The sequence below is a fragment of the Bosea sp. (in: a-proteobacteria) genome, from assembly GCA_023910605.1.
In the GTDB taxonomy this organism is placed as follows: Bacteria; Pseudomonadota; Alphaproteobacteria; order Rhizobiales; family Beijerinckiaceae; genus Allobosea.
The window spans coordinates 381,006-392,500 of sequence record JAAVVV010000001.1; the positions used below are offsets into that span (position 1 = coordinate 381,006).

14 protein-coding genes and 1 pseudogene (1 of these 15 only partly in view) are annotated in these 11,495 nt (G+C 63.1%); 9 read left to right on the forward strand and 6 right to left on the reverse strand.

Translation table 11 applies throughout. The features are described from left to right. Positions 1–230: 230 nt before the first annotated feature. Positions 231–1,259: an IS110 family transposase gene (locus HEQ16_01955; GenBank protein MCO4052827.1), complete on the forward strand. Its 1,029-nt coding sequence runs from the start codon at positions 231–233 to the stop codon at positions 1,257–1,259. A 305-nt stretch (positions 1,260–1,564) separates the two neighbouring features. On the opposite strand, the gene HEQ16_01960 is transcribed toward HEQ16_01955, so the two are convergent. Further along, positions 1,565–1,819 (reverse strand): hypothetical protein, encoded by a 255-nt coding sequence (locus HEQ16_01960; protein MCO4052828.1) that lies wholly within the window; start codon positions 1,817–1,819, stop codon positions 1,565–1,567. A 60-nt stretch (positions 1,820–1,879) separates the two neighbouring features. On the opposite strand from HEQ16_01960, the pseudogene HEQ16_01965 reads away from it, so the two are divergent. Together HEQ16_01965 and HEQ16_01970 are read left to right on the forward strand one after the other, a co-directional pair. After that, a pseudogene (locus HEQ16_01965) lies at positions 1,880–2,522 on the forward strand (DUF433 domain-containing protein). Next, positions 2,519–2,935, forward strand: coding sequence for a DUF5615 family PIN-like protein (locus HEQ16_01970; protein MCO4052829.1), 417 nt, complete (start codon positions 2,519–2,521; stop codon positions 2,933–2,935). Before HEQ16_01965 ends, HEQ16_01970 begins: the two are co-directional and overlap by 4 nt. Before the next feature lie 46 nt (positions 2,936–2,981). Here HEQ16_01970 and HEQ16_01975 read toward each other — a convergent pair whose 3' ends face one another. The 3 genes from HEQ16_01975 to HEQ16_01985 form a co-directional block, all read right to left on the reverse strand. Continuing rightward, positions 2,982–4,244: a DUF1612 domain-containing protein gene (locus tag HEQ16_01975; GenBank protein MCO4052830.1), complete on the reverse strand. Its 1,263-nt coding sequence runs from the start codon at positions 4,242–4,244 to the stop codon at positions 2,982–2,984. A 200-nt stretch (positions 4,245–4,444) separates the two neighbouring features. Next, positions 4,445–4,873 (reverse strand): plasmid maintenance toxin (PemK-like), encoded by a 429-nt coding sequence (locus HEQ16_01980; GenBank protein MCO4052831.1) that lies wholly within the window; start codon positions 4,871–4,873, stop codon positions 4,445–4,447. Beyond that, positions 4,870–5,130: a type II toxin-antitoxin system prevent-host-death family antitoxin gene (locus HEQ16_01985; protein ID MCO4052832.1), complete on the reverse strand. Its 261-nt coding sequence runs from the start codon at positions 5,128–5,130 to the stop codon at positions 4,870–4,872. Before HEQ16_01985 ends, HEQ16_01980 begins: the two co-directional genes overlap by 4 nt. Positions 5,131–5,205: 75 nt before the next feature. On the opposite strand from HEQ16_01985, the gene HEQ16_01990 reads away from it, so the two are divergent. The 6 genes from HEQ16_01990 to HEQ16_02015 all read left to right on the forward strand — a co-directional run bounded on the left by HEQ16_01990 (position 5,206) and on the right by HEQ16_02015 (position 10,059). Continuing rightward, on the forward strand, positions 5,206–6,360 hold the full coding sequence (locus HEQ16_01990; protein ID MCO4052833.1) for a tyrosine-type recombinase/integrase: 1,155 nt from the start codon (positions 5,206–5,208) through the stop codon (positions 6,358–6,360). A gap of 176 nt (positions 6,361–6,536) precedes the next feature. Continuing rightward, positions 6,537–6,860, forward strand: a complete 324-nt coding sequence (locus HEQ16_01995) for a type II toxin-antitoxin system Phd/YefM family antitoxin (protein ID MCO4052834.1) — start codon at positions 6,537–6,539, stop codon at positions 6,858–6,860. Positions 6,861–6,866: 6 nt separating this feature from the next. Continuing rightward, positions 6,867–7,343 carry a DUF3368 domain-containing protein gene (locus HEQ16_02000; protein MCO4052835.1) on the forward strand — a complete coding sequence of 159 codons (477 nt, stop codon included), beginning with the start codon at positions 6,867–6,869 and terminating at the stop codon, positions 7,341–7,343. Positions 7,344–7,566: 223 nt separating this feature from the next. Beyond that, positions 7,567–7,950, forward strand: coding sequence for a transposase (locus HEQ16_02005; protein MCO4052836.1), 384 nt, complete (start codon positions 7,567–7,569; stop codon positions 7,948–7,950). Then, the gene (gene tnpB / locus HEQ16_02010) at positions 7,947–8,291 is read left to right on the forward strand and encodes an IS66 family insertion sequence element accessory protein TnpB (protein ID MCO4052837.1); all 345 of its coding nucleotides are present in this window, start codon (positions 7,947–7,949) and stop codon (positions 8,289–8,291) included. The genes HEQ16_02005 and tnpB overlap by 4 nt, the downstream gene beginning before the upstream one ends. Positions 8,292–8,367: 76 nt before the next feature. Then, positions 8,368–10,059, forward strand: coding sequence for an IS66 family transposase (locus tag HEQ16_02015; GenBank protein ID MCO4052838.1), 1,692 nt, complete (start codon positions 8,368–8,370; stop codon positions 10,057–10,059). Between the two features lie 4 nt (positions 10,060–10,063). On the opposite strand, the gene HEQ16_02020 is transcribed toward HEQ16_02015, so the two are convergent. Both HEQ16_02020 and HEQ16_02025 read right to left on the reverse strand, forming a co-directional pair. Beyond that, complete coding sequence (locus tag HEQ16_02020; protein MCO4052839.1) at positions 10,064–10,393, reverse strand: transposase; 330 nt, start codon at positions 10,391–10,393, stop codon at positions 10,064–10,066. 96 nt (positions 10,394–10,489) lie between these two features. After that, a protein-coding gene (locus tag HEQ16_02025) for an IS66 family transposase (protein ID MCO4052840.1) crosses the window boundary here: on the reverse strand, positions 10,490–11,495 show its 3' portion. It continues 662 nt past the right edge of the window; the window shows 1,006 of its 1,668 coding nt (coding positions 663–1,668); its start codon lies off the right edge, out of view — the gene reads right to left on this strand; it ends in the stop codon at positions 10,490–10,492.

Sequence of the window (11,495 nt, forward strand, 5' to 3'; positions counted from 1 at the left end):
TAGATGTCAGGACACTGCACCGACGATCTGACTTGTCAGTTCTACAATCCTCCGTTTGCGCGACAGGGTGATGACAGCAGCTTCACGAAGTGAGGATTTATTGGGGTCGTTTGCGGTGGGGTGTAGAATCCTACGCTAAGGGTTTGGCCATGGCGTTGATGATATAGACGCCCGCGACGATCCCAATGTGTGGCAAAGAAGGATGGTTGGCATCACCATTGGAGAGAGGCATGACAAGCGAGGTTTGCACGATCGGTTTGGATTTGGCCAAGAATGCATTTCAGGTGCATGGCGCGGATGCGGCGGGAGCTGTTGTGCTCCGCAAGCAGTTGCGGCGCGGGCAAGTTCTGAAGTTTTTCGCTGATCAGCCGCGATGCCTGGTGGCGATGGAAGCCTGCGGAAGTTCCCACTTCTGGGCGCGGGAGATCGGTCGGCTGGGACATGAGGTGCGGATGATCCCACCTGCTTATGTCAAACCCTTCGTGAAGCGGCAGAAGAACGATGCGGCAGACGCCGAGGCGATCTGCGAGGCGGCTCAGCGGCCGACGATGCGCTTTGTTGGGGTGAAGAGCGAAGCGACACAAGGGGCAGCCGTCATGTTGCGCACCCGTGATTTGCTGCTCCGCCAACGCACGCAGACCATCAATGCCTTGCGAGGCCATCTGGCCGAGTTCGGTCATGTCGCGCCGCAAGGTCTGGGCCACGCCTCGAAGCTGACGGCGATGATTGATGATCCAGAGACCGTGCTGCCGGAACCGGCGCGGGCGGCTTTGCGGTTTCTGACGGCGACCCTGTCGCAGTTGAATGATCAGATCGGCGTCCTGGATGCCGAGATCGTCAGGCGCACACGCGAAGACGAGAAGGCGCGCCGGCTGATGACGATCCCTGGGGTTGGGCCGCTGGTCGCCTCGGCTCTGGTGGCTCTTGCGCCATCGCCGGAGACGTTCAAACGCGGACGTGACTTCGCCGCATGGCTTGGGCTTGTGCCCCGGCAACATTCGACCGGCGGCAAGCAACGCCTTGGCTCCACGACGAAGATGGGTGAACGATCCCTGCGGCGGCTCCTGATCATGGGCGCACACAGCGAACTGATCTGGCGCAAACGCAAAGGTGCCACGCCGGGGTCATGGCTGGCCAACATGCTGGCGAGTAAACCACCGATGCTGGTGCGCGTGGCGCTCGCCAACAAGATGGCGAGCATCGTTTGGGCGATCATGGCGCGGGGAGAGACATACAGGGCTTCGGTCGCGGCGGCATAAAGCCGAGGCGATCGAGGGGGACGTCGCAGCAGGAGAGGTCAGAAGGAGGGTATGGAGCAACGGTCGTGAGACGGGATTAGGAAAACCAGTGTGCACCAAAGTGCTTCATCAGCACGCGGCGTTGATTTGGACCTGATCCGCTAACACCATACGGGCCCGCGGCGCATGAGAAAGCCGCATCAGAGGCCGGACACATGTCAGCACCCGACAACGCGCACGTACTGACCAAAGATTCCTCTTGCCAAACGGGCGTCTACACATGGTGCATGGATGGAGGCACCCGGCATCTCGGCTTTGCAGCCTGGTCAGCGAATGCGCTGTGACTGCGGTCTCGCGAGCAGCATGTTGCGGTTGGCGATCTTGATGTGAATGGCGACTTCATTCTGCTGGGCTCCAAAGGTTCGTGAGGTGAGGCGTCCGCCGTTGATCCTCTTCACCCGGGAAATCGCTGTTTCGACCAACGAGCGTCGGCCGTATCGGTGCTGCCGCATCATCGCGCTCGAAGAGCCGATGTTCGCCGACACGTCGTCAACATGACAGTACCCTGTCAGGTTGATCATCTCACAGCGTTGATATATAATCCGATCGATCGGATGATTTTATGCGTTAGGAGCACGGTCATGCTCATTACAGCCACCGAACTTCTGAAGCCACCCGAAGCGGCCGCGGTTGCGGGAGTCTCGCTGCGCGACGTCAACCGGGTCGTGGACGAGAGGCTCCTGCCGGCTGACCTGCTCGCGGCCGAGGACGGCCGCCGTCTGCGGGCCGCCACCTGCCCGATGATCGCCTTCTATTTCGCCAGCGCCCGGCGCCTGGCGGCCGAGGAGCGGCTGGCCGTGCTGAACGCCATGGCTCCACGGCTGGGCAGTTTGGGATCCAGGACGCTGAGCGAGGCCGCTGACGAGGACTGGACTTGGCGCGAGGCCTATCTTGCGGTTGACCTCGGGCCGTTCGTCCGAGCGGCTGGACAAGCTGGCCGAGGCTCGCGCCCTCGTCGAAAACAATCACGACATCTTGGGCGGTGCGCCAGTCGTCCGCGGCACCCGTGTGCCGGTCCATGACGTAGCGGCCTTGGTGGCGGCGGGTCTTCCGATGGAGCGCATCCTTTCGGCCTATCCGAGCCTCGACGGGCGCCAAGTCGACCTCGCCGCCTTTTACGCCGCCGCTAACCCGCCGCGCGGGCGGCCTCGGTCGGTCGAGTTGCCTGCCGGCGCTCGGATCGTTACGGATCGCCGCGTGGTGCGCCGCAGGGCGGCGGCGTGAAGCTCCTCATCGACGAGTGCCTCAGCCCGGACCTCACCAAGCTGGCGCAGCGGCGCGGCCACGGCGAATCCTCGCATGTGGTCTGGCTGGGTCTTGCCGGCCGCAAGGACTGGGAGCTGAAGCCGATTATCCTCGCCGGCGACTGGACCTTCGTCACCAAGAACGCGGTCGATTTCCGCGGGCCGGCAGATCGGCCGGGCGCGAAGGGGCAATACGCCGGCGTCGCACTGCATGCCGGGCTGATCTGCCTTGGCGCCGCGGACGCCATGGACCTCGATCTGCAGCTTGGGCTGTTCGAGGTCGCGCTTGACGAGCTGGCAGGCGATCCCGACCTCGTCAATCAGGTGCTCGAGGTCACAGCCGACGCTGCCGATGAGATCCACATCCTGCGCTACGCCCTACCTCCGGACTGAAGGCGATCACACTTCGGGCAGCACTTCACAGTCAGCCTTGCGCGCCTCACACGATCCCCCACGCCCGATACCGCTTCCGCCCTGTGAGCTCGCGCGGCAGGCTGGGCCCGAGTTCCTTCAGCATCACCTCGACAGCTTGTTGCGTGACCTTGAGCTTCTCGGTCGCCATCTGCACGGTGACCAGCGGCGAGGCCATGAACAGGTCGACCAGTTGCGGCAACTTCGAATTCCCCCGTCGTCCCTCGCAGCGCCGCCCCATCACCTCGCGCGCCAGGTTGAGCCGCTTGAGGTCGCTGTCGGCCAGCCTTGCACTACCCTGCATGGCTTCGATCAAGCCGGCAAGGCGGACCTCCTGTCCCTGGTGCGGGCTCCAGCGGAAGCGACCCTTGCGGTAGCCGAGCCCCAGCGCCGGCAGGTGGTGCGCAGCGATGTCGCGTTGGCGCAGGATGGTGGCCGCCAATGCGAAGCCCACCTCCCCTCCCCGCTCGGCCGGCTCGAGCGCAAGCCAGGCATCGAGCGCAAGGGCTGTGGCGAGAACAGCGGGCGCATCCTCCGCTGCCTTCAGCGCCTCCAGCCAGGCCATGAGACGGGTTGATGCGCCATAGTCCGGGTCGCGCAACCTGAGGGGAACCGCTTCTGGCTGCGGCACCGTGTAGACGTCGAGCAGGCGACCTGTGCGCGCCAGCAGCGCATCGATGGTGGCGAGGTCGCCGGCCGCGGCGCACGAACTGTTGCTTGCAATCGCCTCGCCCTCATCGTCGGACAGCTCCAGCCCGTCGCCATCGTCGCTCTCGTCCGGATCCGGCCAGAGCCCGTCTTCGGCGAACGGCTTGGGCATATCCCAGGGGCCGGACACTGCAGGACGCGCGGCAGCGCTGACGGCTGCTGCAGCCTGACCCATCTCCGCGTCCCTGGCTTTCACCTGCCCGCTTTCTGCCGCCACGCCGATCAGCCGGCTGAGCGCCTCCGGCGCCAGAACGGCCTCTGGCGTACGCCGCGCCAGGCTGCGGCGCTCATCAAGGATCCGCTGCGCCCGCACCACGCCGGTCGAGGGCACGCGGACATCCATGCCGGCATCGTGCAGCACAAGATCCTCGAGCGAGGCCAGTTCCCCCGACAGATGCGCCAGTGCCTGCGCTTCGAACAGATGGCCACGGGCGCGCACGCCGTCGGCCAGCACGGGCTCAGCTCGCGCCAGCCGCTCATCGAGCCGCACCAGCGCCAGCGTCGCAGCCTCGATCGGGCGGGCGAGATCGGAAAGCAGCGCGCGCAGGGTTATTGTAGAGAGTGCGTAAGAATCTGTTATCACGACAGGCAGAGTATCACAAACAATCCAAAAGGCTATTGGATTGTCTCACATATGCATGTCTGAAAGGCGATCCATCACTCACGATAATGCCCCCTTATCGTTAGTCATGGGCAGCCAAACCAGAATCGTGGATTCTGGCCCTGATGACCGCCAAATCTGCCTCCCGCCGCAGCCGACTGCATGCTCTCCGGCTTGTGCGCTCAGTCAAGCCGCAGCCGGGCCCGCACACGGCCGGCCCTGAGCAGGCCGAGGAGCTGCTGGCGCAGTCGCACGAAGAGCGCCGGCGGCAACGGACCGTAGTAGATCGTCGCCGGCAATGCGCCGGGCACCGGACGCACATCAGGACCCGGCCACTGGAACTCGTTGGCATGGTCGAGGATGACCCACGAGCGGTCGTCGTCGAGGCCGAGGCGCTGTTTCGTCGCCCGGGGCAGCTCCAGCGCCCGCGCTGGGTCGTCCGGTGCACGGTGCGTGACCGGTGCCACACGCACCAGCGTCTTGCCGTCTGCCCGCCTGACGGTCAGCACAATGACGGCTGGCCGCTCCTTGTCGCTGCCGGTCCTGGCCTCAGGGCCCCAATCGTAGACATAGCGCAGGACGTATCCGACCTTTGGCTCGCCCCCGATCACGCCTCAAGCTCGGCGTCGAGATGCGCGAGCCCAGGCTCCATCTCCATGCTTTCGAGCGCCTGGATCTCGCTCTCAGTCCAGTCCGAGAGCGTGACGATGCGCCGGTCGCGTGCCGCCAGCCGCTCGTATTCGTCGTATGACAGCACAACGTTCTTCGGCTTGCCGTGCTTGGTCACGATGACGGGCTGGCTCATCGCCTTGTCCAGGGCCTCGCCGACCTGGGCCTCGAAGGCGCTGCGGGTCAGGGTTGCTGGCATGGGGACCTCTTTTTCGGTTCGCAAACCTAGCATACTCGCTAAATTAGCGAAATACCGAATTTTGGCGGATTCCCGATGAGCCATCCCGACGATCTCGAGCACGCCCGCTTTGCCGAGCTGAATGCGCTCGCAGGCGTGCTGCCCTATCACCGCCGCGACGAGCTCTCCGCTCTGCTCTCCGATGCGGATGTCGCTACGTTGCGCCATCTGGTCGAGAGCGGCATGGGTGCCAACACGCTGCGCGCCATCGCCTCGGATCTGGCCTATCTCGAGCGCTGGGCGCTGGCCGCGACAGGCTCTCCCCTGCCCTGGCCGGCGCCGGCCTCGCTGGTGGTGAAGTTCATTGCCCATCACCTGTGGGATGCGGTGAAGAAGGAGGCCGATCCGGCTCATGGCATGCCCGATGAGGTCGCGCACACGCTGCGAGCCATGGGTGCCCTGAAATCCACCGGCCCCCACGCGCCTGGCACGGTGAAGCGGCGGCTGTCGCTCTGGGGCTCGATGCACAAATGGCGGGGAATGACTGGGCCATTCGGCGACGGTCAGATCAGGACGGCGCTCAGACTCTCGGTGCGTGCCGCCGCCCGGCCGCGTCAGCGCAAGAGCGAGAAGGCCGTCACCGGCGATATCGTGGCAAAGCTGATTGCCACTTGCTGGCTGAACCGGCCGCAGGATCTGCGCGACAAGGCGTTGCTGCTGATCGCCTTCGCCTCAGGTGGCCGGCGGCGTTCGGAGGTGGCTGGCCTGCGCCTTGAGGACATTGTGGTGGAGCCGGACGTGCCTTCGGTTCCCGGCGATCCCACCTCCCCGCCCCTGCCCTGCCGGCGCATCCGGCTCGGGCGCACCAAGACCACCGACGCCGATCAGGATGCCAGCGTCTTTGTGATCGGCGCGCCGGTCGGGGCACTCGAGGCTTGGCTGGCCTTTACCAGAATCAAGAGCGGCCCGATCTTCCGCCGTATCGACCAGTGGGAGAACATCCGCCCGGAAGGTCTCACCGGCCAGGGCATCAACCTGATCCTCAAACGCCGCATCGCAATGGCAGGCCTCGATCCCGTCAGCTTCTCTGCCCACGGCCTGCGCTCTGGTTTCCTCACCGAGGCGGCCCGGCAAGGCGTACCCCTGCCCGAAGCGATGGCGCAGAGCCAGCACACATCCGTGCAACAGGCCGCCCGCTACTACAACGATGCCGAGCGCCGGATGGGCAAGGCGGCACGGTTGCTGGGATGAGCGCTGGCCGCCACCCTCCCCTGTTTTCTCAAGCGCGTCTGTGGATTGAGCGGAGATCAGACAGAGCAAAAGCTCGGGTGATGGCTCAAGAGCTTTCCACCAACGACGTGCATCGTTGATGGACGGACGGGAAGAGAGTGTGCTATCAAATTGGGGATCAATAAAGGAAACCAGCCATGGACACCTTCTCCGTGCGAGACTTGCGCGAACGCTCAGGCGATCTGGTGCGCCAGGCTGAAGAGGGACGGTTGTCCATCGTGGCGAAACACGGCCATCCGCTCTTCGTTGCCGTGCCGCTGGATGAGCATCTTCTCAGCGAGGGCGTTGCCGTCGCCATGGCCTGCCGCCTCTTCGCCGAGCACACCATCAGCCTTGGCAAGGCCGCAAAGCTGGCGGGTCTCCCCGTCGAGCGCTTCATTGCTGTTCTGGGAGCTATGGGGATTCCAGCCGTTGATCTTGCGCCAGCGGAGCTTGATCAAGATCTCGCCGCACTCGTCTGACCGCGGATGATCGTTGTCGACGCTTCGCCGCTCATCATGCTGGCGCGCAGCGAGCTCATCGACGTGCTGCGTGTCGTCGCGGGCGACGTCATTGTTCCCGAGGCCGTCTGGGACGAGTGCGTGAGTGAGGGCTCCCGGCCCGGTTCCAACGCGATACTGGCCGCGCAGAAGGCGGGACATATCGTGACCCGCGCTGGCGGGGTGTTGAACGATCCCCTCCCCGCGCTGGGACAGGGCGAAGTTTCCGCCATCGCGCTGGCGATGGAGCTTGGCTGTCCAGTGCTGATGGATGAACGTCTCGGTCGCCGCGTTGCCAGCTTGCATGGCGTAAGGGTGATCGGTAGCGCGGCCATCCTCATTGCAGCCAAGCAGCGTCGGCTCATCCCGGCGATCAAGCCAGTTCTGGCGGATTGGCGGGCTGCCGGATACTTCCTAAGCGAGGCGCTCCTTCAGGCTGTGCTCCAGCGCGCCAACGAGGTCTGATTGCGAGCATGCTCGCGCTTCTGGAGCCAGACGCGGATCAGGTTGCGCGAGACGTCGTGGCTTTTGGTCGGGCCATCCCGCTTCTTACCAGAGAGATAGGCATGCACGATCTGGCGCTTGAACTTGGGTAGCGTGGGTGTGGTATCGTAAGCGTGTAGGCAACCCCACGTATCTTTTGGTGTTCTGATCGCTCATTTTCCCGGTGAATCATGTGGGGAATCCTATGAGCGAGAGTATGAATCAAGATCGAGTTTTTGAGGTTTTGACGGCAGCGCCGGTGCGGACGAGGCGCAGGCTACGTGATTGGTCGGTCGACGAGAAGGCACGACTGATTTCCCAGACGCTGTTGCCTGGTGCGAATGTTTCGGCGATTGCGCGTTCTGCCGGGGTTGACCCTTCGCAGCTTTATGGATGGCGGCGACAGGCCCGGGCATCCGGGGCGGTCAAAGCCATGCCCGTTGCGCACGATGAGGTGAAGTTTGCGCGCGTCGAGGCGGCTGGCAACTGGGCTGTGGAGATTGTCATTCGGGATACGGTTGTCCGTGTTGGCGGCGACATCGATGCGGATCATCTGACCGTGATACTGAGGGCGGTGCGCAAAGCATGATTGGCCTGGGTGTCGTCGTTTACGTGTCGTGCCAGCCCGTCGACTTTCGTAAAGGTGCCGCATCCCTGATGGTGCTTGTCCGGGATGGCGGCCTCGACCCGTTCAACGGCGCGCTTTACGTGTTTCGGTCGAAACGTGCGGACCGTGTTCGGATCGTGTGGTGGGATGGCAGCGGCGTTTGTCTCTATTCGAAGACGCTTGAGGAGCAAGGCTTTTGCTGGCCTGCCCTATCGGCGGCTCGCATTCGCCTGGACCATTCGCAGCTGATGGCTCTTCTGGCCGGGATGGACTGGAAGAAGATCCGTCCGACAAAGGTGCGGCGACCCTTGCTGACGGGATGATGTCGATCTGCGGCAAGATGAATCATGCTGCTGTAATCATTGGGAAAGTGAGCGGTTTTGTGCTCTATTTGCACCCATGGATTTACCCCTGAACACCTTGCCGGACGACGTGGATGCGCTCAAGGCGATGGTGCTCGCCCTGGCGCGTGCGCAGGCGCAAGGGGATGTTCGATTAAGAGCCGCGGAGGCTGAAATCGCCCGGCTGGAGGCGATCGAACAGAGCGCCAACGAGCGGATTGCCAACCTGACGCTGATCATGAAGGTCTTGCAGCGCGCGCAACATGGCAAGCGCTCTGAACGGCTCCGCGCCGGTGGTCCTGGGGTCCTCGACGACGAGCAGATTGCCTTTGCCTTCGAGGAGGTGGAGACCGGCCTTTCGAGCGTCCAGAGCGAACTCGACCGGGGCGCCAGGGACAAGCCGAAACGCGCTCCACGCCCGCGCAAAGGCTTTGCTGCGCATCTTGAGCGCATCGAGGAGGTCATCGAGCCGGAACTCCCCGCTGGATATGAGGGCCTGGAGAAGGTGCTGATCAGCGAAGACCGTTCCGAACGGCTCGATGTCATTCCGCCGAAGTTCAGGGTCATCGTGACGCGCCGTCCCAAATATGCCTTCCGTGGCCATGACGGCGTGATCCAGGCGCTCGCACCGGCACACATCATCGAAGCCGGATTGCCAACGGAACGGCTGCTCGCCTTTATCGCGGTCTCCAAATATGCCGACGGTCTTCCGCTTTACCGTCAGGAGGCGATCTACCTGCGCGACGGGGTCGAGATCAGCCGATCCCTGATGGCCCAATGGATGGGCCATCTTGGGTTTGAACTGCAGATACTGGCCGATTACATCCTCGAAAAGATCAAGGAGGGTGAGCGGATCTTTGCCGACGAAACGAGCTTGCCCACTCTGGCTCCCGGATCGGGGAAAGCAACCAAGGCCTGGTTATGGGCCTACGCGCGCGATGATCGCCCCTATGGCGGCACCAGTCCGCCAATGGTGGCCTATCGCTTCGAAGACGGCAGAGGCGCTGAATGTGTGGCCCGTCATCTGTCCGGGTACAACGGCATCCTGCAGGTCGATGGATACGTGGCCTATAGCAGCCTTGCCAAGAGCCAGGCCAAGAGCCAGGCCAAGAGCCAGGCCAAGAGCCAGGCCAAGAGCCACGCCAAAAGCCAGGCCAAAACCGGCAGCACAGAAACGATGAGGCTTGCCGGATGCTGGGCGCATCTCAGGCGCAGGTTCTACGATCTGCACATCAGCGGCGTCTCGCAGGCTGCCACGGACAGCGTCATGGCCATGACCGAGCTGTGGAGGGTCGAAGATGACGTGCGCGGCCGGAATGCAGACACCCGCGCGAAGCTCCGGCAGGAAAAGTCTGCGCCTGTCGTCGCGCGCCTCTTCGATCTTTGGGAACGGGAGCTCGGCAAGGTCTCCGGCAAGTCCAAGACGGCGGAAGCAATCCGCTATGCGCTCGCCCGCCGTGAAGCACTCGAACGGTTCCTCTCCGACGGTCGCATTGAAATCGACTCCAACATCGTCGAACGGGCCATCAGGCCCCAAACCATTACGCGAAAGAACAGCCTCTTTGCCGGAAGTGAAGGCGGTGGCAGGACCTGGGCTACACTGGGAACGCTTCTGCAAACCGCCAGGATGAACAATGTCGATCCTCTCGACTGGCTGTCGCAAACCCTCGCGCATATCGCCCAAGGATGGCCCGCATCCAAAATCGACGCCCTCATGCCCTGGAACTTCAGGTCAAACGCCCTCAGCTAACCGCTTACCGCTTACGGACAACCGTATCCCGAATGACAATCTCCACAGCCCAGTTGCCAGCCGCCTCGACGCGCGCAAACTTCACCTCATCGTGCGCAACGGGCATGGCTTTGACCGCCCCGGATGCCCGGGCCTGTCGCCGCCATCCATAAAGCTGCGAAGGGTCAACCCCGGCAGAACGCGCAATCGCCGAAACATTCGCACCAGGCAACAGCGTCTGGGAAATCAGTCGTGCCTTCTCGTCGACCGACCAATCACGTGGCCTGCGCCTCGTCCGCACCGGCGCTGCCGTCAAAACCTCAAAAACTCGATCTTGATTCATACTCTCGCTCATAGGATTCCCCACATGATTCACCGGGAAAATGAGCGATCAGAACACCAAAAGATACGTGGGGTTGCCTACACGCTTACGAAAGAACAGCGTAAGCGGTTAGCTGAGGGCGTTTGACCTGAAGTTCCAGGGCATGAGGGCGTCGATTTTGGATGCGGGCCATCCTTGGGCGATATGCGCGAGGGTTTGCGACAGCCAGTCGAGAGGATCGACATTGTTCATCCTGGCGGTTTGCAGAAGCGTTCCCAGTGTAGCCCAGGTCCTGCCACCGCCTTCACTTCCGGCAAAGAGGCTGTTCTTTCGCGTAATGGTTTGGGGCCTGATGGCCCGTTCGACGATGTTGGAGTCGATTTCAATGCGACCGTCGGAGAGGAACCGTTCGAGTGCTTCACGGCGGGCGAGCGCATAGCGGATTGCTTCCGCCGTCTTGGACTTGCCGGAGACCTTGCCGAGCTCCCGTTCCCAAAGATCGAAGAGGCGCGCGACGACAGGCGCAGACTTTTCCTGCCGGAGCTTCGCGCGGGTGTCTGCATTCCGGCCGCGCACGTCATCTTCGACCCTCCACAGCTCGGTCATGGCCATGACGCTGTCCGTGGCAGCCTGCGAGACGCCGCTGATGTGCAGATCGTAGAACCTGCGCCTGAGATGCGCCCAGCATCCGGCAAGCCTCATCGTTTCTGTGCTGCCGGTTTTGGCCTGGCTTTTGGCGTGGCTCTTGGCCTGGCTCTTGGCCTGGCTCTTGGCAAGGCTGCTATAGGCCACGTATCCATCGACCTGCAGGATGCCGTTGTACCCGGACAGATGACGGGCCACACATTCAGCGCCTCTGCCGTCTTCGAAGCGATAGGCCACCATTGGCGGACTGGTGCCGCCATAGGGGCGATCATCGCGCGCGTAGGCCCATAACCAGGCCTTGGTTGCTTTCCCCGATCCGGGAGCCAGAGTGGGCAAGCTCGTTTCGTCGGCAAAGATCCGCTCACCCTCCTTGATCTTTTCGAGGATGTAATCGGCCAGTATCTGCAGTTCAAACCCAAGATGGCCCATCCATTGGGCCATCAGGGATCGGCTGATCTCGACCCCGTCGCGCAGGTAGATCGCCTCCTGA